The following is a 20,109-nucleotide window of genomic DNA, read 5'->3' as shown; positions in this document are numbered from 1 at the left end:
GGTACGGCGTGGACCAGGGCCGCGCGGTCCCGTCCGCACCCGTGCGTGCTGCCCCTCAGTCCAGCAACTCGCGGACGAGGGACCCCACTTGCTCCGACTCGATCAGGAAGCCGTCATGGCCGTACGGCGATTCCAGCACCCGCAGGCGGTCCGCGCCAGGGATCAGCGACGCCAGCTCCCGCTGCTGGGCGAGCGGGTAGAGGCGGTCGGAGTCGACGCCGGCCACCAGGGCGGGGCAGGTGACACGGGTGAGGGCCGCGCGCAGACCGCCCCGGCCCCGACCCACGTCATGGGCGTTCATCGCCTCCGTGAGGGTGACGTAGCTCGCCGCGTCGAAGCGCCGTACCAGCTTGGCCGCGTGATGGTCCAGATAGGAGTCGACCTGGTAGCGGCCACCGCGCCAGGGGTCCTCCGCGCCCTGGGGCGCCCGGCCGAAGCGGGTGCCCAGTTCCGGCTCGCTGCGGTAGGTGATGTGGGCCAGCCGGCGGGCGAGGCCCAGGCCGGTCGTCGGGCCCCGGCCCGAGTCGTGGTAGTCGCCGCCCTGCCAGCCGGGGTCCGAGCGGATCGCATGCAGCTGGACGCCGGCCCAGGCGATCTGCTCCGCGCTCGCCGCCGCCGTCGTGGCGAGCAGCAGCAGCGCCCCGGTGCGCTCCGGGTACGACACCGCCCACTCCACCGCCCGCATGCCGCCCATCGAGCCGCCCACCACCAGCGCCCACCGTTCGACGCCGAGCGCGTCCGCGAGTCCCGCCTCCGCCGCGACCTGGTCCCGCTGGGTGAGGAAGGGGAACGCGCCGCCCCAGGCCCGGCCGTCCGGGCGCGCCGAGGCCGGCCCGGTGCTGCCCTGGCAGCCGCCCAGCACGTTGGGCGCGACGACGAACCAGCGGTCGGTGTCCAGCGCGCGCCCGGGCCCGACCAGTGGATCCCACCAGCCCGGCGTGGGGTGCCCGGGCCCGGCCGGACCGGCGACATGGCTGTCGCCGGTCAGCGCGTGCAGCACCAGCACCGCGTTGGACGCGTCCGGAGCGAGCCGCCCCCAGGTCTCGAACGCCATCCGGACGCCGGGCAGTTCACCGCCCGCCTCCAGCGGCAGCGGCCGTCCGGCCGGGTGCCACCGGCGGCGGCCCGGCGGGTCCCCCTCCCGCCAGGCCCCGGTGACCGGCAGTCGTTCCGTGGCCGTGACCGCGTTCACCTACGCGCCCTTGGCCGCGCGGAAGCCGGCCTCCAGATCCGCCTTGAGGTCGGCCAGGTTCTCGATGCCGACGGACAGCCGCACCAGACCCGGCGTGGTGCCGGAGGCCACCGCGGCCTCCTCGGTGAGCTGGCTGTGCGTGGTGGACGCCGGATGGATGATCAGACTGCGTACGTCGCCGATGTTGGCGAGATGGCTGAACAGCTCCACCCCGTCCACGAACCGCTTGCCCGCCTCGACGCCGCCGCGCAGCTCGAAGGAGACGATCGCGCCCGCCCCGCGCGGCAGGTACCGCCGCGCCGCCTCGTACCACGGGCTGGACTCCAGGCCCGCGTAGTGGACGGTCTCCACCTCGTCGCGCCGCTCCAGCCACTCGGCGATCGCCTGTGCGTTGGCGGTGTGCCGCTCCAGCCGCAGGCTCAGCGTCTCCACCCCCTGGAGCAGCAGGAACGCCGAGTGCGGGGCGAGCGCCGGACCGAGGTCGCGCAGCAGCTGCACCCGCAGCTTCACCCCGAACGCGCCGGGCCCGAGCGCCGGCCAGTAGCGCAGGCCGTGGTAGCTCGCGTCCGGCTCGCTGAAGTCCGGGAACCGGTCCGGGTGCGCGCCGAAGTCGAAGGTGCCGCCGTCCACCACCACGCCCGCGATCGCGGTGCCGTGCCCGCCGAGGAACTTGGTCGCCGAGTGCACCACGACGTCCGCGCCGTGCTCGATCGGCCGCAGCAGGTACGGCGTGGCCACCGTGTTGTCCACGATCAGCGGTACCCCGGCCGCGTGCGCCACGTCCGCCACCGCCCGCACGTCGAGGACGTTGCCGCGCGGGTTGCCCAGCGCCTCGGCGAACAGGGCCTTGGTGTTCGGCCGGATCGCCGCCCGCCAGGCCTGGGTGTCGTCCGGGTCGTCCACGAAGGAGACCTCGATGCCCAGCCGGGCCAGCGTGTGCCGGAACAGGTTGTACGTGCCGCCGTACAGCGCGGCACCGGCGACGACGTGGTCGCCGGCGCCCGCCAGGTTCAGGATGGCCAGGGTCTCCGCCGCCTGCCCCGAGGCCAGCGCGACCGCCCCGACGCCGCCCTCCAGCGCGGCGATCCGCTGCTCGAACACGTCGGTGGTGGGGTTGTGGATCCGGGTGTAGATGTTGCCGGGCTCGGCCAGCGAGAACAGGTCGGCGGCGTGCCGGGTGTCCCGGAAGACGAACGAGGTGGTCTGGTAGACGGGGGTGGCCCGGGCGCCGGTCGTGGGGTCGGGGACCGCCCCGGCGTGGATCTGCTTCGTCTCGAAGGACCAGGCGGCGGAGTCGGGCTGCGTGCTCATGGTGCGTGCTCCTCGTGCGGGGCAGGGCGGTGACGTGGCACGAGGTAAGCACGCGGGAGCACCGTCCGACAGGCACGGCGAGCGGCCGACACGAGGACGTCACGGACGACAACACGGGCGCAACGTCCGTGACACACACGGCGGTTGTCCCGGCCGGGTGGCGGTTGTCACCGTCCCGTCACAGCCGGCGTCCGGTGAAACGCGGGCCGGCCGGTGGCGCTCTTGCCGGGCGTCAGCAGATCTTCACCGCGGAGGACGCCCATGAACCACCGTCATGTCTCCGCCGCCGTCGTCCTGGCCTTTGCCGCCGCGCTCCTCGCCACCACGTGCGGGTCGGCCGGCGCCGACCCGAACGCCCTCGTGAGCACCGCGCGGGCCACGGCCTGGAAGCCCTGCCACCTGCCCAGTGGGTACCAGCGCTTCGTCGAGCTGGACTCCGCGAGGACCGTCAAGGGGCACACCGTCGTGCGGGTCACCCCGCAGACGTGCAAGGTGAACCAGGAGAACGACGAGGACGTCGTCTACACCCCGAGCGGCGCCGCCCGGCCGGCCGGCTTCGCGTCGGGCGCCTCCGTCGAGGTGCTGCGCGACACCACGACCGTGAAGGTCTCCCCGCAGTGGCTGGTGAAGCACAAGCTCGCCAACAGCCCGTACTTCTACTTCCGCGTCGACGGCAAGGGCCGGATCACCGCCATGCGGGAGATCTACCACCCGTAGTCCCACGCACAGAGCGGCGCTCCGCCCCACCGCGATGCGGTGGGGCGGAGCGCCGCCGAGAGCCCGGATTAGCCGAGCGAGGCCAGGGCCGCGTTCCAGGTGGCCGACGGGCGCATCACGGCGTCCGCCTTGGCCTGGTCGACGCGGTAGTAGCCGCCGAGGTCGGCCGGCTTGCCCTGGACGGCGTTCAGCTCGTCCACGATCTTCTGCTCGTCGGCGGTCAGGGACTCGGCGAGCGGCGCGAAGGCCTTGGCCAGGTCGGCGTCGTCGGTCTGCTTGGCCAGCTCCTGCGCCCAGTACAGGGACAGGTAGAAGTGGCTGCCGCGGTTGTCGATGCCGCCGACGCGACGGGTCGGGGACTTGTCCTCGTTGAGGAAGGTCGCCGTGGCACGGTCCAGCGTGTCGGCGAGCACCTTGGCCCGGGCGTTGCCGGTGGCCTGCGCGAACTGCTCCAGGGAGGGCACGAGCGCGAAGAACTCGCCGAGCGAGTCCCAGCGCAGGTAGTTCTCCTTGACCAGCTGCTGGACGTGCTTGGGCGCGGAACCGCCGGCGCCCGTCTCGAACAGGCCGCCGCCCGCCATCAGCGGGACGACCGACAGCATCTTGGCGCTGGTGCCCAGCTCCAGGATCGGGAACAGGTCGGTCAGGTAGTCGCGCAGCACGTTGCCGGTGACCGAGATGGTGTTCTCGCCGCGGCGGATGCGCTCCACCGACAGCTTGGCGGCCTCGACCGGGGACAGGATGCGGATGTCCAGGCCCTCGGTGTCGTGCTCCGGCAGGTACCGCTTGACCTTGGCGATCAGCTGCGCGTCGTGGGCGCGGGCCTCGTCCAGCCAGAACACGGCCGGGTCGCCGGTGGCGCGGGCGCGGGTGACGGCCAGCTTGACCCAGTCGCGGATCGGGGCGTCCTTGGTCTGGCAGGCGCGGAAGATGTCGCCCTCGGCGACCTCCTGCTCGATCAGCACGTTGCCGGCCTGGTCGACCAGGCGGACGGTGCCCGCGGCCGGGATCTCGAAGGTCTTGTCGTGGGAGCCGTACTCCTCGGCCTTCTGCGCCATCAGGCCGACGTTCGGCACCGAGCCCATGGTGGACGGGTCGTAGGCGCCGTTGGCCCGGCAGTCGTCGATGACGGCCTGGTAGACACCGGCGTACGAGGAGTCCGGGATGACGGCGAGGGTGTCGTGCTCCTGGCCGTCCGGGCCCCACATGTGGCCGGAGGTGCGGATCATCGCGGGCATGGAGGCGTCCACGATGACGTCCGAGGGGACGTGCAGGTTGGTGATGCCCTTGTCGGAGTCGACCATGGCCAGCTCCGGGCCCGCGGCCAGCTCCGCGTCGAAGGAGGCCTTGATCTCGGCGCCCTCGGGCAGGTTCTCCAGGCCCTTGAGGATGCCGCCGAGGCCGTCGTTCGGGGTGAGGCCGGCCGCCTTCAGCGTCTCGCCGTACTTCGCGAACGTCTTCGGGAAGAAGGTGCGCACCACGTGACCGAAGATGATCGGGTCGGAGACCTTCATCATCGTGGCCTTCAGGTGCACGGAGAACAGCACGCCGTCCTGCTTGGCGCGGGCGACCTGCGCGGCGAGGAACTTCTCCAGCTCCGCGACGTGCAGCACGGAGGCGTCCACGACCTCGTCCTTCAGGACCGGCACGGACTCGCGCAGCACGGTGGTGGTGCCGTCGGCGCCCACCAGCTCGATCTTCAGCGCGCCGTCCTCGGCGATGACGACCGACTTCTCGGTGGAGCGGAAGTCGTGCTCGCCCATGGTCGCCACATTGGTCTTGGACTCGGGGGTCCAGGCGCCCATGCGGTGCGGGTGGGTCTTGGCGTAGTTCTTCACCGACGCCGGGGCACGGCGGTCGGAGTTGCCCTCGCGCAGCACCGGGTTGACGGCGGAGCCCTTGACCTTGTCGTAGCGGGCGCGGATCTCGCGCTCCTCGTCGGTCTTCGGGTCGTCCGGGTAGTCAGGCAGCGCGTAGCCCTTGCCCTGGAGCTCGGCGACGGCCGCCTTGAGCTGCGGGATGGACGCCGAGATGTTCGGCAGCTTGACGATGTTCGCCGCCGGGGTCTTGGCCAGCTCGCCCAGCTCGGTCAGCGCGTCCGGGATGCGCTGGTCCTCGTTCAGGTACTCCGGGAAGACGGCGATGATGCGCCCGGCCAGCGAGATGTCGCGGGTCTCCACGGGCACACCGGCCTGCGAGGCGTACGCCCGGATCACCGGCAGGAAAGAATGCGTCGCCAGGGCCGGGGCCTCGTCCGTGTACGTGTAGATGATGCTCGAGTCAGTCACCGGGTGCTCCGCTCCACGTCTGTAACATTGCTCGACATCAAGATATCTCGTGCCGGGGGCGGGCTCGACAGGGGTGGGCCCCGGGTCCGCTGTTTCGCGCCGGGCGGGGCCGCCGATCAGCCGGAGCCCGCCGTCCGCCCGGGTCCGCCGGTCAGCTCGCGTTCGATCCAGCGGCAGATCACGTCCACCACGTACACGTGTTCGGACCGGCTGAGCTCCCGGCCCTTCGGGATGCCGTGCCACCGGGCCAGACAGCTCCGGCAGCAGGTGGCGGTCGCGTGCTGGGCGACGAAGACGGGATGGCCCCGGTACGGGGTCTGCTTGCCGTCCTTGTACGGCGCGGCCGGGGCCAGCCGCTTCGCGATCAGGTCGTAGGCGTGCCACCGCACGGTGGCCGGTCCCTTCAGCTCCGCGGTGGCCCGGTCCCGCCCGCGCAGGTGGAAACGCGCCCGGAACGGCTGCCGGGCGAGGTCGTCCAGCAGCCGGTCGAGCGGGTGGGCCCCGGGCGGGACGGGGTCGGGCGAAACGGTCATGCTCCTTCGAGCATACGGGCCGTCCCGAAGGCCGCCCGCTACTCGGGGACCCCCTCGGCGCTGCGCTGCTGCGGGATCGTGAGGCCGCCCTGCTGGAGGGCGACCGTGCGCACGGGGGAGGGGATGCGGATGCCCTCCTCGCGGTAGCGGCGGTGCAGGCGCTTGATGAACTCGTGCTTGATCCGGTACTGATCGCTGAACTCGCCGATGCCCAGGATCACCGTGAACCCGATCCGGGAGTCCCCGAAGGTGTGGAAGCGGATCGCGGGCTCGTGGTCCGGCAGCGCGCCGTCGACCTCGTGCATCACCTGCCGCACCACGTCGGCGGTCACCCGCTCCACGTGCTCCAGATCGGCGTCGTAGCTCACGCCCACCTGCACCGGCACCGTCAGCCGCTGCTCGGGCCGGGTGTAGTTCGTCATGTTGGCCTTGGCGAGCTGGCCGTTGGGGATCACCACCAGGTTGTTGGACAGCTGGCGCACCGTCGTCTGACGCCAGTTGATGTCGACGACGTACCCCTCCTCACCGCTGCTGAGCCGGATGTAGTCGCCGGGCTGGACGGTCTTGGAGGCGAGGATGTGGATGCCGGCGAACAGGTTGGCAAGGGTGTCCTGCAACGCTAGGGCCACCGCGAGACCGCCGACGCCCAGCGCGGTGAGCAGCGGCGCTATGGAGATCCCGAGGGTCTGCAGGACGACCAGGAAGCCGATCGCCAGGACCAGCGCCCGGGTGATGTTGACGAAGATGGTCGCCGACCCGGCCACGCCCGAGCGGGACTGGGTGACCGTCTGCACCAGCCCGGCGATGACCCGGGCCGCCGACAGGGTGGCCACGAGGATCAGCCACACCTCCAGGACCTGGTCCGTGTGGTGCTGCACGGTCCTGGTGAGCGGCAGCACGACCGCCGCCGTCGCCACACCGGCCGCGATCAGCGCCCACGGCACGATCGAACGCAATGCGTCCACGATGACGTCGTCACCGCTCCAACGGGTCCGCTTGGCGGCCTTGGCCAGCCAGCGCAGCAGGGTCCGGGAGCAGAAGGCGAGCGCCAGGCCCGCCGCCACGGAGATGCCGGCCAGGACGAGGTCGTCCAGGGTGAGCGCGCGGTTCACCGGTCACCTCCGCCGCGCCGGGTCCCTGCGGAGCGCCGTATGTGAGGTCTCGTCACGTTGTCACCTGCTCGATGTGCGGGATGTCGAACGTGCCGGTCCCGGAACTCCGGTGACCGGCACGAGCGTTCATCCTGCCGTATCCGGAACACGGCATACCACCGGGGCGGCTCGCTCCCGCGCGGCCCCGATCAGATGATGCCCTCCGCGAGTTCGGCCTGGTCGCGGTCGCTGCCGTAGGCCGCGGTGGGGGTGCCGTAGGAACGGCGGGCGACGTACCACCAGACGCTGGCCAGCAGCAGGACGGCGGCCAGGGCCACCGCCGCGTAGTTCATCGTGCCGGCGGTGACCGGCGAGGACTGCGGCAGGCAGAACAGCACCGTCACGCAGGCCACCCAGACCACCGCGACCCAGCCGACGGGCCTGCTCCAGCGGCCCAGGTGCCAGGGCCCCGGCCGGAACCGGTCCCCGGCCCGCAGCCGCAGCAGCACCGGGATGGCGTAGGCGGGGGTGATGCCGATGACGTTGATGGCGGTCACCGCGTTGTACGCCGTCGCCGAGTACAGCGACGGCAGCGCGAGGACCCCGGCCACGCCGACCGACAGCCAGACGGCGGCCACCGGGGTCTGCGTGCGCCGGCTGACCGTGCGCCACAGCCGGGAGCCGGGCAGCGCGCCGTCCCGGCTGAACGCGAACACCATCCGGCTGGCCGCGGCGACCTCCGCGTTCCCGCAGAACAGCTGGGCCGCGATCACCACCAGCAGCAGCGCCTTCGCGCCGCCCGCGCCGAGGCCGTCCAGCAGGATCTGGGCCGGCGGCACCCCGGTGGCGGTGGTGCGGGTCGCGTCGTAGTCCTGGATGGCGAAGGTCAGCCCGGCCAGCAGCACGAATCCGGCCAGCCACGACACCCAGATGGCCCGGACGATGCCCTTGGCCGCGGATACCGAGGCGCGCGAGGTCTCCTCCGACAGGTGCGCGGAGGCGTCGTAGCCGGAGAAGGTGTACTGGGCGAGCAGCAGTCCGATCGCCGCCACGTACAACGGGTTCGACCAGCCGGTCTCGTTGACGAAGGTGGTGAACACGAAGGACGGTGAGCGGTGGTGGTCGGGCACGATCGCGAGCGCGCCGACGATGAGCGCGACACCCGCCAGGTGCCACCAGACGCTGACCGAGTTGAGCAGGCTGACCACGCGGACCCCGAACAGGTTCAGCACCGCGTGCAGCAGGAGGATGGCGCAGAAGACCAGCATCGTCCTGCCGGGCGTCGGGGTGAAGCCCCACTGGAGATGGGCGAACGCGCCGGTGAACAGGGCGGCGCCGTAGTCGATCCCGGCGATCGCGCCGAGCAGGCCGAGCAGATTCAGCCAGCCCGTGTACCAGCCCCAGCGGCGCCCGCCGAGCCGGTCTGCCATGTAGTAGAGGGCGCCCGAGGTCGGATAGGCGCTGGTGACCTCGGCGAGCGCGAGTCCGACGCAGAGCACGAACAGGCCCACGCCCGCCCAGCCCCACAGCATCACGGCGGGACCACCGGTGTTCAGCCCGAAGCCGTACAGGGTCATGCAGCCGGACAGGATCGAGATCACCGAGAAGCTGATGGCGAAGTTGCCGAACCCGCCCATCCGGCGGGCCAGCACCGGCCGGTAGCCGAGTTCGCGCAGCCGCCGCTCCTCGTCCTGCTGCGGCAGCCCCGCGGCGGCGGACGGCTCGGGAGTGGGAGACATGCGCGGACCTCCGGAGATCGAGGGGGGCTCGGACGGGATGCTCGGGGAGGGGGTTGCGGACTCGGGGACGTGGTCGTGGTCGTGGGCTCGCGGCGGGGGGGGGGCTCAGGTGGCGCGGGTGGGGCCGGTGGCGATCCGGCAGCGGTCGCGGGCCGCGGTGAACACGTCCACGGCACGGTCGCGGCCCCGGGCGCGGTACAGCCACGGCGGCGGGGTGAAGTACGGGCCGATCGCCTCGAACACCGCCGCGGCGGCGGCGTACTGCCCGGTGCTCCACAGGGCGTGGGCCAGGTGGTTGAGGTCCGGCTGGGCCCGCCGGTCGGCCGGCGCCTGCTCGAACCAGGAGGTCAGGGCGGTGCGCGCCTCCAGGGCGGCGGTCTCGGTCGTCCAGCGTGCCTGCCGTTCGCCCAGGCGGCGGTGGCGTTCGACGCGGACGTACAGGGGCAGCAGGTGCAGGGCGGAGCCGGCCGGGGCCTGGCCGGCGGCCCACCGGGCGTAACCGGAGGCCTCGTCGAGGCGCCGCTGGAGACCGGTGGGCTCGTCGACTCCGGTACGGGGACGACCGGCGGCCCCCTCGGGCTTGGCTCCGGTACGACCGGCGGCCGCCTCGCTCCCGGCGCCGGTAAGGCGCGCGGCACCCGTGAGCCCGGCAACCGGGTGAACGGCGGTCTCCGCGACCCCGGCGCCCGGGTGACCGGCCGGTTCCGTGCGTCCCGGGGCCGGCCGACCGCCCCCCTCCCTGAGCCCGGCACCGAGGTGGCCCGCGGCCTCCGCGACCCCGGCACCGAGGCGGCCGGCGGTCTCCGCGACCCCGGAGCGTGGTGTGCCGGCGGCCGCCGCGGGCCCCTCGCGGCCGCCGTCGCGTGCGTACAGGAACTGGAGCACCCGGTGGTGGGCCTCACGGTTGTACGGGTCGCGTGCGGCGGCCTCGGCCAGCAGCTCCCAGGGGCCCGGCGGCAGCGGCGGCGCGGGCGGGGCGGCCCGGTGCTCCGCCCACCGCTGCCCGGGATCCAGCTGGGCCAGGGCCAGCAGGCAGATCCAGGGCACGGGGTCGCGCGGCGCGAGCCCGGTCGCGGTCTGGGCGGCGTCCCAGGCCTCGATCCACAACTCATGGGCCCGCAGGTGCCCTTCCCGGCGCGCCCGCAGCGCCCGCTCCACGCCCACCCGGGCGCGCATCACCGCCGCGTGGGCACAGTCCGGCTCCTCGGCCAGCCAGGCGCGCACCACATCGCTGCCCGCGGCCGCCGCCGCGAGGATCTGGGTGCGCTGGGTCCACCGCCACGCCTCGGTGGTCTCGGCCAGCAGGGTGCGCATGGCCATCCAGCGGCCGGTGCGCAGATCCTGGAGCACGGCGCGCAGGGCGTGGTCGGGCCCGGCGGGGTCGTAGCAGGGCCTCGCTGCTTCTCGTGCCATCAGCCGAGGCCCCGGGGCCGGACGGGCACGGGCGAGGCGGCGCAGTGAGGTGGCAACAGCCCTCCCCTGGGCGGTGATCGGTCGCTCGCGGAGCGTTGTGGTCGGTGGTCAGACGTCCTGGGCTGCGCTCGAACGACGTGGTCGGCGGTCACTATAGAGGCGGCCATTACCCCTCACCATTGTTGCCAACTCAATAAGCCGTACGGGGGGGTTGGCCGATTATCGGCGTGGGTTGACGCGGACCGCGGGCGGCGGCAGGCTGACGCGGTGATCTCTGCTGCGGGTGCGGGAGGGTACGGATGACGGGACCGGCGCGATGACCGGACCGGTGCTCGCCGTCGACCAGGGCACCTCCGGCACCAAGGCCCTCGTGGTCTGCCCGGAGCGCGGTGTCCTCGGCACCGGATACGCCGAGGTCCGCCCCCGTCACCGCCCCGGCGGACTGGTCGAGGCGGACCCGGAGGAGCTGTACGGCTCGGTGCTCGCCGCCGGGCGGCGCGCGCTCGCCGAGGCGGGAACGGACGTCGTGGCGCTGGGGGTGGCCAACCAGGGCGAGACCGTCCTCGCCTGGGACCCGGCCACCGGCCGCCCGCTCACCGACGCCCTGGTCTGGCAGGACCGCCGCGCCGAGACCGTCTGCGCGCAACTGGGCGATCACGCGGACGAGTTGCGGCAGCTGACCGGACTGCCCCTGGACCCGTACTTCGCCGCGCCCAAGATGGCCTGGATCCGCCGTCACCTCACCCGCGAGGGCGTCGTCACCACCTCGGACGCCTGGCTGGTGCACCGCCTCACCGGCGCCTTCGTCACCGACGCCGCCACCGCCGGCCGCACCCAGCTCCTCGACCTCGACCGCGTCCGGTGGTCGTCCCGCGCCCTCGACCTGTACGGCCTGGCCGGCGAACACCTCCCGGAGATCACCGACGTCGCCCAACCCGTGGGGACCACCAGGGCGTTCGGCCCGGAGATCCCCCTCACCGGGCTGATCGTGGACCAGCAGGCCGCCCTGCTCGCCCAGCGCCTCACCGCCCCCGGCGCCGCCAAGTGCACCTACGGCACCGGTGCCTTCCTGCTCGCCCACACGGGCGAACGCCCCCGGCGCGGCGGCTCGGGCCTGGTCAGCTGCGTGGCCTGGCGGCTCGCCGGCACCACCAGCTACTGCCTGGACGGCCAGGTGTACACGGCCGCCTCCGCCGTCCGCTGGCTCGCCGGTCTCGGCGTCATCGGCTCCGCCGCCGACCTGGACCCGGTCGGCGGCACCGTCCCCGACAGCGGCGGCGTCACCTTCGTGCCCGCCCTCGCCGGACTCGCCGCCCCCTGGTGGCGCGGCGAGCTGCGCGGCTCGCTGACCGGGCTCGGCCTCGACACCACGGCGGGCCACCTGGTGCGCGCCCTGTGCGAGGGCATCGCCGCCCAGGTCGCCGAACTCGCCGACGCGGCCGCCGCCGACCTCGGCACCCCCCTGACCGCCCTGCGCGTCGACGGCGGCCTCACCCGCTCCGCGCTGCTCATGCAGACCCAGGCCGACCTGCTGCAACGCCCCGTCGAGGTGTCCGCGCTGCCCGACGCCACGGCGCTCGGCGCCGCCGCCCTCGCCCGCCTCGGCACCGACCCCGCGCTCGGCGCCGACCAGGCCCTGCCGGAATGGCGACCCGCCGCGGTGTACGAGCCCCGCATCCCGGCCGACCGGGCGGCCGAACACCGCGCCCGCTTCCGCGCCGCCGTCGCCGCCCTGCCCGGCTCATGACGGGCACCGGGAACGGACCGCGGCCCGCGCGCCCGGTGCGCGGGGACCGGGAACCACGGCCGGGGGCCGGCACCGGTGCCGACGCCCCGCCGCCGGCGGCGGCCGCTTCGGGTCCACTGCCGACGGTCACCGTCGAAGGCCCGCTGCCCCGGCGGTCGTACGACGTCGTGGTCGTCGGCGCCGGAGTCGTCGGCTGCGCCATCGCCCGCGAGCTCGCCCGCCACCCACGTCTGAGCGTCGCCCTGGTCGAGGCGCAGGACGACGTGGGCCAGGGCACCTCCAAGGCCAACACCGCGATCCTGCACACCGGTTTCGATGCCGTCCCCGGCACCCTGGAGGCCCGGCTCGTGCGTGCGGGCCGGGCCCGGCTGGCCGCCTACGCCGCCGAGTCCGGCATCCCCGTCGAACACGTCGGCGCGCTGCTCGTCGCCTGGGACGAGGAGCAACTGGCCGCCCTGCCCGGGCTGGCCGAGAAGGCCGGACTCAACTCCTGCACGGACGCCCGCCGGCTGGACCGGGAGGAGCTGTACGCCCGCGAGCCGCGCCTCGGTCCCGGCGCGCTGGGCGCCCTGCACATTCCCGGCGAGAGCGTCATCTGCCCCTGGACCACCACCCTGGCCTACGCCACCCAGGCCGTCCGCGCCGGTGTCGAACTCCACCTGAACACCGCTGTCGGGCAGGTCGGCCGGGACGGGGAAGGCCACCTCCTGCACACCTCCCGCGGCACGCTGCGCGCCCGCCACCTCGTCAACGCGGCCGGGCTGGGCGCCGACACCCTCGACCGGCGGCTCGGCCGCGACGACTTCACCGTCACCCCGCGCCGCGGCCAGCTCCTCGTCTTCGACAAGTTCGCCCGACCGCTGGTCCGGCACATCCTGCTGCCGGTGCCCACCGCACTCGGCAAGGGGGTGCTGGTCGCGCCCACCGTGCACGGCAACGTGCTGCTCGGCCCCACCGCCGAGGACCTGGACGACAAGCGGGACACCGGCTCCACCGCCGAGGGCATCGCCCTGCTCCGGGAGAAGGGCCGCCGCGTCCTGCCCGACCTCCTCGACGAGGAGGTCACCGCCGTGTACGCCGGGCTGCGCGCGGCCACCGGACAGGAGGACTACCGGATCGCCGCCCACCCCGAACTGTCGTACGTCACCGTCGGCGGCATCCGCTCCACCGGACTGACCGCCTCCCTGGCGATCGCGGCCCATGTCACCGGCCTGCTCGCCGCGTCCGGGCTCGACCTCGGACCCGAGCGGGACCTCGACCCGGTGCGCATGCCCAACCTCGGCGAGACCTCCCCGCGCCCCCACCAGCGCGCCGGCCTCGTCGCCGCCGACCCCGCCTACGGCACCCTCGTCTGCCACTGCGAGCGGGTCTCCCTCGGCGAGATCCGCGACGCCCTCGCCGGCCCCCTGCCGCCGCGCACCCGGGACGCCCTGCGCCGCCGCACCCGGGCCGGGGCGGGCCGCTGCCAGGGCTTCTACTGCGGAGCGGCCGTCCGGGAGCTGCTGGAACGGCGGTGGAAAGGGGAACGCGCATGACGGACGCCCGACGCGTCGACGTCCTCGTGGTCGGGGCCGGGCCCGCCGGTCTCACCGCGGCGGCCCGGCTCGCCGCCGCCGGGGCCGGCCGGGTCGAGGTACTGGAGCGGGAGGCCATGCCCGGGGGAGTGCCCCGGTACTGCGCCCACGGCGGCTTCGGCACCTGGACCCGCCCGCTGACCGGCCCCGCGTACGCCCGCCTGCTCACCCAGGCGGCCCGGCGGTCGGGCGCCGTGCTCCGCACCCGGGTGAGCGTGCTCGACTGGGCGGACGGCGAGAACGTCCTGCTGACCGTGGGGCCCGGGGGACCGGAGGCCGTCGCGGCCCGCGCCGTCGTCCTGGCCACCGGGGCCCGCGAACGCCCCCGCGCGGCCCGCCTGGTGCCCGGCACCCGGCCCGCCGGCGTCTACACCACCGGCGAACTCCAGCAGGCGGTCCACCTGTTCGGGCAGCACATCGGCACGCGCGCGGTGGTGGTCGGCGCGCAGGACGTCTCCTACGCGGCGGCCGCGACGGTCCGCGCGGCCGGTGCCGAGGTCGTCGCCCTGGTCACCGAGGACCCCCGCGCCCGTACCCGGCGCACCCTCGCGCGGACGGTCCGGCCGGCCCACCGCCTCCCCCTGCTCAACGGCACCACCGTCACCGAACTCCTCGGCCACGGACGGCTGTCGGGCGTCCGCGTCCGCCACCGGGACGGCCGCACCGCCGTACTGCCCTGCGACACGGTTGTGTTCACCGGCGACTTCGTCCCGGACCACGAACTCGCCCGGCGCGGCGCCCTCGACCTCGACCCCGGCACCCGCGGCCCGGCCGTCGGCACCGCCCTGCACACCTCGCGCCCCGGCGTCTTCGCCGCCGGCAACCTCCTGCACGCCGTCGAGCCCGCCGCGACCGCCGCCCGCGAGGGGGCCAGGGCGGCCGGTGCCGTCCTCGGCTTCCTGGCGGGCACCCCCTGGCCGGGGCCCGGTATCCCGGTCACCGTCGAGGCGCCGCTGCGCTGGATCGCCCCCAACCGCCTCACCCCCGGCGCCCGGCCCGCGCCCCATGTGCTGCGCACCGACGCCCCGTTGCCCCGCCCCGTCCTCCACGTCCACCAGGACGGCCGCCTGCTGCACCGGGCCCGCCTCGGCCCCGGCACCGCCCGGCCCCACCGCACCCTGACGCTCGGCACCGGCTGGCACGAGCGCGTCGACCCCGGCGGCGGTCCGGTACGGGTGAGCGCCGGCTGAGCCGGACGCGTTGTCGGTGCCGTGTGCGACAGTTCCGGCGTGACCGAGATCAACACCGCACCGTCCGGCCTCGACACCGTCGACTGGTCCGCGCTGACACACGCCTACGGCCCCGCCGACGACCTGCCCGGACTGCTGCGCGACCTGTGCTCCCCGGACGCGCGGCAGCGCCACAAGGCCCTGCACGAGCTGTACGGCAACATCTTCCACCAGGGCAGCCGGTACCCGGCGACGGCCGCCGCGGTGCCGTTCCTGGCCCGCATGGCGGCGGACCCCGCGCTGCCCGACCGGGCCGCGCTCCTGGAACTGCTGGCCGCCCTCGCCATCGGCTACGACGAGGCGCATCTGCCCGGCGGCGTCGCGGTGGCCGACTGGCGGGCCGAGGCCGAGAAGGCCCGCGCCCAGGACCCGACGGCGGTCCGCGCCGAGTACGACGCCTGGGTCGAGGCGGCGACCGACGACAAGGACCGGCGGATGCGCGAGTTCCGCCGCGACATGTACGACCACGACGGGCACCTGGCGGCCATGTCGGCGGAACTGGCCGCCTACGACGCGGTGCGCGGCGAGATACCGGCGCTGCTCCCCCTGCTGGGCGACCCGGACCCGGCCGTGCGGGCGGCCACGGCGTATCTGTCGGCCTGGTTCCCGGAGTCGGCCGGGGACAGCCTGCCGCGATTGCTCGCGCTGCCGGACGAGGAGGACGAGCCCGCGGTCCTGGCCACCGCTCTGGTCGCCGTCGGACTGCTCGGCGACGGCGACCACGCCGGCGACCGTGACCGCGAGGGCGCGAGCGGGGCGGAGGCGGTGGCCCGGCTGCGGCCGTTCCTCACCGCCGGCGAACCGGTGGTGCGCTGGGCCGCCGCCACGGCGCTGGCCCGCCTCGGCGCCACGGGGGCCGAGGGGGCGGTGTGCCCGCGGGTGCCGGCCGAACTCGCGGCCGTCGCCGAGGAGTCGGGGACCGACATGCCGCACGTGCCCTTCCACGAGGGCGACCTGCGCGGCTACTCCGCCGCTTCCCTCACCCTGCTCGCCGACCGCTTCCCGACCGAGGCCCTGGACGCGGTCACCGGCGCCCTCGCCGCCACCACCGGCCCGGCGAGCTTCGCCGTCGCCTCGGCCGCGCTGCGGCTGGCCTTCGGCGAACCCGGCCCGGACGGCCCCGGCGCCTTCGCCGCGCTGACCGAGCCCCAGCGCCGCCTGGTCCGGGCCCTCGCCGGGCTCGACAAGGACACCTGGCAGTGGGCGAACCTCTGGAGCATCGTCCGCTCCTGGGGGCTGCCCGTGCCGCGCGACGCGCTGCGGGCCTACGCCGGGCTCCCCGAGGAGTGACCGGAAGGGGGCGCGGGCGGGGCGCTCAGTCGAACGAACCGTGCCGCCCCGCCCCCGACGCGAACCGGGCGGCGCCCTCCACGCCCTCGGCCAGCACGCCCGTTCCGTGCCGCAGTTCGGCGCGCAGCGCCGCCTCCTCGGGCAGGCCCTCCTGGCCGAGGACCGAGGCACGGTCGCCGCGCAGACACGGCTGCGGGAAGCGGGCGATCCCGGCGGCCAGCTCCTCCGCCTCGGCGCGGGCGGTGCCGGCCGGCACCACACGGTTGGCGAGCCCCATCGCGTACGCCTCGTGGGCCGGCACCGCACGGCCGGTCAGGATCATGTCCATGGCCCGGCTGGTGCCGATCAGCCGGGGCAGCCGCACGGTGCCGCCGTCGATCAGCGGCACACCCCAGCGGCGGCAGAACACGCCGAACACCGCGTCCTCCTCGGCCACCCGCAGATCGCACCACAGGGCGAGCTCCAGGCCGCCCGCCACCGCATGCCCGGCGACGGCCGCGATCACCGGCTTGGACAGCCGCAGCCGGGTCGGGCCCATCGGCCCGTCGCCGTCCTCGGCCACCCGGTTGCCCCGCTCGGTGCCGATCGCCTTCAGATCGGCACCCGCGCAGAACGTGCCGCCCTCACCCCACAGCACCGCCACCCGCGCGTCCTCGTCCGCCTCGAACTCCCGGAAGGCGTCAGCGAGTCCGGCGGCCGTGGGGCCGTCCACCGCGTTGCGGGCCTCGGGCCGGGACAGGACGACGGTGGTGACGTACTCCTTGCGCTCCACGCGGACCGGCACGACGGGCACTCCCTCTCCAGGCGGCTGGGAGGGTCACTCTGCCTCAGATGACCTTCAGCCGCACCAGTGCCCCCAGCGTGAGCGCCCCCGGCAGCAGCGGCAGCCACACGGTGATGATCCGGTAGGCCAGCACCACCGCCGTGGCCAGGGCCGCCGGACCGCCGACCGCGACCAGGGCCACGATCAGCGCCGCCTCGACCGAGCCGATCCCGCCTGGAGTGGGCACCAGGGCCACCGCGACCGTCGCCGCGAGGTAGGCGAGCGCGATGTGGGCGGGCGGCACCGGCAGCCGCAGCGCCTGCCCGACCGCCGCGAGCCCCACCGCCTGGAGCGCGGGGAAGGCCAGCGAGCCGCCCCACAGGGCGAGCGCACGGGCCGGCCGGGTGTGCACCGAACGCGCCTCGTCCAGGGCGTCCTGGAGGTACGCGGACACGCGGGCGCGCACCGGCCGCACCAGCGCGCCCACGGCCACCGCCGCGACCAGCGCCCCGGCCGCGGCCCACAGCAGCGGCGGCGCCGAACCGTCCGGCAGCAGCGGGCGCAGGCGCAGCGCGTCCGGGAACACCAGCAGCAGGACGGCCAGCAGCCCGAGCCGGCCCGCGCCCTCCGCGAGCAGATACAGCGCGAGCGCCGCCGAGGAGCGGGCCGGGGGCACCCCGCACACGGTCATGAACCGCAGGTTCACCGCGCCCGCGCCGAGCCCGGTGGGCAGCAGGTGATTGGCCGAGGCCGCCGCGAACTGGGTGGCCAGCAACCGGCCCTTCGGCAGCGGCTGGACCACCGCCCCCTGCCGGGTGACGGCCGCCGCCACCCAGGTCAGACAGGTGGCGCCGGCCGCCGCGAGCAGCCAGGGCCAGGACGCGGTGCGCAGTTGGGCGAAGCCCTCGGCGAGCAGCGCGCGGTCGCGCACGGCGGCCGGCACGACGAGCAGCAGCGGGACCACGCACAGCAGCCGGCGCACGGGCACCCGGCGCGGGAGCCGTACCCGGGACGGCCGGGGAGTCGGAGGGAGCGGAACGGCGGTCACATCGACACAGGTTCGCCCGGCCGCCCCAACAGCGGGTGGCGCCGTCGCGGACGGCGGCTTACCGGGGGTGGTCGCCGAGGTCCGCGGCGGCCGTCGCCGCGGCCGGTACGGGTGAAAGGCCGCGGACATTGACCTCGATGAAGCTTGAGGTTCTACGTTTTCCTCATGAGCATGGAGACCACCGCATGGACCCAGCTGCACAGCGTGATGTACGCGCAGGCGGACCGCCGTCCCCTCGCCCGCGCCACGCTGCGCCGCATCGCCGCCTTCGCCCGGCCGCACCGCGCCGGCATCGTCCGGTTCGTGCTGCTCGGGGTGGTGACCGCGCTGCTCGCGGTGGCGACCCCGGTGCTCGCCGGCCGCGTCGTGGACGCGATCGTGTCCGGGCACGACCCGGGCACCGTCGTCCGCCTCTCCCTGCTGATCGCGCTGGTCGCCGTCGCCGAGGCCGGGCTCGGCATCCTCGGCCGGCGGCTGTCGGCGACGCTCGGCGAGGGACTCATCCTCGACCTCAGGACGGCGGTGTTCGACCATGTGCAGCGCATGCCCGTCGCCTTCTTCACCCGGACCCGCACCGGAGCGCTCGTCAGCCGCCTCAACAACGATGTGATCGGCGCCCAGCGGGCCTTCGCCAACACCCTCTCCGGCGTGGTCACCAACCTGGTCACCCTGCTGCTCACGCTCGCCGTCATGCTCACCCTGTCCTGGCAGATCACCCTGCTCGCGCTGGTGCTGCTGCCCGTCTTCGTACTGCCCGCCCGCCGGATGGGCGGCCGGATGGCCCGGATGCAGCGCGAGGCGGCGGCGCTGAACGCGGCCATGGGCACCCGGATGACCGAACGGTTCTCCGCGCCCGGCGCCACCCTGGTCAAGCTGTTCGGCCGCCCGCAGGAGGAGTCGGCGGAGTTCGCCGCCCGAGCCGCCCGGGTCCGCGACATCGGGGTGCGCACCGCCACCGCCCAGTCGGTGTTCATCACCTCCCTCACCCTCGTCTCCGCCCTCGCCCTGGCCCTGGTCTACGGACTCGGCGGCTGGTTCGCGCTGCGCGGCACCCTGGAGCCCGGCGCGATCGTCTCCCTGGCCCTGCTGCTGACCCGGCTCTACGCCCCGCTCACCGCGCTCGCCGGGGCCCGGGTGGAGGTGATGAGCGCGCTCGTCAGCTTCGAGCGGGTCTTCGAGGTGCTCGACCTCAAACCGCTGATCGAGGAGCGCCCGGACGCCGTCGAGGTCCCCGAGGGCCCGGTCGCCGTCGAGTTCGACGCGGTCCGCTTCGCCTACCCGGCCGCCGACCAGGTCTCCCTCGCCTCCCTGGAGGAGGTCGCCGCACTCGACACCCGCGGCGGCACCGAGGTCCTGCACGGCATCTCCTTCCGCGCCGAACCCGGCCAGACCGTCGCCCTGGTCGGCTCCTCCGGCGCCGGGAAGTCCACCATCGCCCAGCTGCTGCCGCGCCTGTACGACGTCGACGCGGGCGCCGTCCGGGTGGGCGGGGTGGACGTGCGCGACCTGACGGCGGCCTCGCTGCGGGCCACCGTCGGCATGGTCACCCAGGACGGCCACCTCTTCCACGACACGGTCCGCGCCAACCTGCTGCTGGCCCGCCCGGACGCCGGGGACGACGAACTGTGGGACGCCCTCGGCCGCGCCCGCCTCGCCGAGGTCGTACGGTCCCTGCCGGACGGCCTGGACACGGTGGTCGGCGAACGCGGCTACCGGCTCTCCGGAGGCGAGCGCCAGCGGATGACCATCGCCCGGCTGCTGCTGGCCCGCCAGCGCGTCGTCATCCTCGACGAGGCCACCGCCCACCTGGACAACACCTCCGAGGCGGCCGTCCAGGAGGCGCTGGCCGAGGCCCTGGACGGCCGTACCGCCGTGGTCATCGCCCACCGGCTGTCCACGGTCCGCGCCGCCGACCAGATCCTGGTGATCGAGTCCGGCACCGTCGTGGAACGCGGCACCCACGACAGGCTCCTCGCCGCGGACGGCCGGTACGCCGAGCTGTACCGCACCCAGTTCGCCCAGCGCGACGACGACGGGGCCCCGGTGGGCGCGGCCTGACCGCGCCACCGCCCGCGGCGGCGGCCGGCCGGACGACTGCCGGGTCCGTACGTGTGAGGCGCCGCCAACCTGGATACGCGGACCCCACGGCATCACCCGGCAGCACGGCCCGTCCG

Annotated in this window: 15 protein-coding genes; 6 read left to right on the top strand and 9 right to left on the bottom strand. The window is 74.7% G+C overall.

All coding sequences use genetic code 11. The features are described from left to right. Positions 1–55: 55 nt before the first annotated feature. Both HZZ00_RS23790 and HZZ00_RS23785 read right to left on the bottom strand, forming a co-directional pair. Entirely contained in the window at positions 56–1,192 is a 1,137-nt protein-coding gene (locus HZZ00_RS23790) for a homoserine O-acetyltransferase (protein WP_180328361.1), read from the bottom strand. Further along, on the bottom strand, positions 1,193–2,503 hold the full coding sequence (locus HZZ00_RS23785; protein ID WP_180328360.1) for a bifunctional o-acetylhomoserine/o-acetylserine sulfhydrylase: 1,311 nt from the start codon (positions 2,501–2,503) through the stop codon (positions 1,193–1,195). Positions 2,504–2,764: 261 nt separating this feature from the next. Here HZZ00_RS23785 and HZZ00_RS23780 point away from each other — a divergent pair, with 261 nt between their 5' ends. Further along, complete coding sequence (locus HZZ00_RS23780; RefSeq protein ID WP_180328359.1) at positions 2,765–3,220, top strand: hypothetical protein; 456 nt, start codon at positions 2,765–2,767, stop codon at positions 3,218–3,220. A 68-nt stretch (positions 3,221–3,288) separates the two neighbouring features. On the opposite strand, the gene HZZ00_RS23775 is transcribed toward HZZ00_RS23780, so the two are convergent. The 5 genes from HZZ00_RS23775 to HZZ00_RS39265 all read right to left on the bottom strand — a co-directional run bounded on the left by HZZ00_RS23775 (position 3,289) and on the right by HZZ00_RS39265 (position 10,284). Further along, complete coding sequence (locus tag HZZ00_RS23775; RefSeq protein ID WP_180328358.1) at positions 3,289–5,508, bottom strand: NADP-dependent isocitrate dehydrogenase; 2,220 nt, start codon at positions 5,506–5,508, stop codon at positions 3,289–3,291. Between the two features lie 116 nt (positions 5,509–5,624). Further along, a complete protein-coding gene (locus HZZ00_RS23770) occupies positions 5,625–6,041 on the bottom strand; it encodes a DUF4186 domain-containing protein (protein WP_180328357.1) in 417 nt (138 codons plus the stop codon). Between the two features lie 38 nt (positions 6,042–6,079). Continuing rightward, complete coding sequence (locus HZZ00_RS23765; RefSeq protein WP_180328356.1) at positions 6,080–7,153, bottom strand: mechanosensitive ion channel family protein; 1,074 nt, start codon at positions 7,151–7,153, stop codon at positions 6,080–6,082. A 188-nt stretch (positions 7,154–7,341) separates the two neighbouring features. Further along, the gene (locus tag HZZ00_RS23760; RefSeq protein ID WP_180328355.1) at positions 7,342–8,871 is read right to left on the bottom strand and encodes an amino acid permease; all 1,530 of its coding nucleotides are present in this window, start codon (positions 8,869–8,871) and stop codon (positions 7,342–7,344) included. 105 nt (positions 8,872–8,976) lie between these two features. Next, the gene (locus HZZ00_RS39265) at positions 8,977–10,284 is read right to left on the bottom strand and encodes a hypothetical protein (protein WP_374028479.1); all 1,308 of its coding nucleotides are present in this window, start codon (positions 10,282–10,284) and stop codon (positions 8,977–8,979) included. Between the two features lie 316 nt (positions 10,285–10,600). On the opposite strand from HZZ00_RS39265, the gene HZZ00_RS23750 reads away from it, so the two are divergent. The 4 genes from HZZ00_RS23750 to HZZ00_RS23735 are packed head-to-tail and all read left to right on the top strand — an operon-like array spanning position 10,601 to position 16,124. Beyond that, on the top strand, positions 10,601–12,031 hold the full coding sequence (locus HZZ00_RS23750) for an FGGY family carbohydrate kinase (RefSeq protein ID WP_180328354.1): 1,431 nt from the start codon (positions 10,601–10,603) through the stop codon (positions 12,029–12,031). After that, the gene (locus tag HZZ00_RS23745) at positions 12,028–13,566 is read left to right on the top strand and encodes an FAD-dependent oxidoreductase (RefSeq protein ID WP_180328353.1); all 1,539 of its coding nucleotides are present in this window, start codon (positions 12,028–12,030) and stop codon (positions 13,564–13,566) included. Before HZZ00_RS23750 ends, HZZ00_RS23745 begins: the two co-directional genes overlap by 4 nt. Further along, a complete protein-coding gene (locus HZZ00_RS23740; protein WP_180328352.1) occupies positions 13,563–14,795 on the top strand; it encodes an FAD-dependent oxidoreductase in 1,233 nt (410 codons plus the stop codon). Before HZZ00_RS23745 ends, HZZ00_RS23740 begins: the two co-directional genes overlap by 4 nt. A gap of 39 nt (positions 14,796–14,834) precedes the next feature. Beyond that, positions 14,835–16,124, top strand: coding sequence for a hypothetical protein (locus tag HZZ00_RS23735; RefSeq protein WP_219013924.1), 1,290 nt, complete (start codon positions 14,835–14,837; stop codon positions 16,122–16,124). A gap of 25 nt (positions 16,125–16,149) precedes the next feature. On the opposite strand, the gene HZZ00_RS23730 is transcribed toward HZZ00_RS23735, so the two are convergent. Together HZZ00_RS23730 and HZZ00_RS23725 are read right to left on the bottom strand one after the other, a co-directional pair. Continuing rightward, a complete protein-coding gene (locus HZZ00_RS23730) occupies positions 16,150–16,908 on the bottom strand; it encodes a crotonase/enoyl-CoA hydratase family protein (RefSeq protein ID WP_180328351.1) in 759 nt (252 codons plus the stop codon). A gap of 43 nt (positions 16,909–16,951) precedes the next feature. Beyond that, the gene (locus tag HZZ00_RS23725) at positions 16,952–17,935 is read right to left on the bottom strand and encodes a lysylphosphatidylglycerol synthase transmembrane domain-containing protein (protein WP_180328350.1); all 984 of its coding nucleotides are present in this window, start codon (positions 17,933–17,935) and stop codon (positions 16,952–16,954) included. A gap of 171 nt (positions 17,936–18,106) precedes the next feature. Between HZZ00_RS23725 and HZZ00_RS23720 the strand changes: the two genes are divergently transcribed. Continuing rightward, complete coding sequence (locus HZZ00_RS23720) at positions 18,107–19,993, top strand: ABC transporter ATP-binding protein (protein WP_180333677.1); 1,887 nt, start codon at positions 18,107–18,109, stop codon at positions 19,991–19,993. Positions 19,994–20,109 lie beyond the last annotated feature (116 nt).

Source organism: Streptomyces sp. NEAU-sy36, assembly GCF_013423905.1.
In the GTDB taxonomy this organism is placed as follows: Bacteria; Actinomycetota; Actinomycetes; order Streptomycetales; family Streptomycetaceae; genus Streptomyces; species Streptomyces misionensis.
Note: the sequence above shows the minus strand (reverse complement) of the source record. Positions and strands in the feature narration are given on the sequence as shown.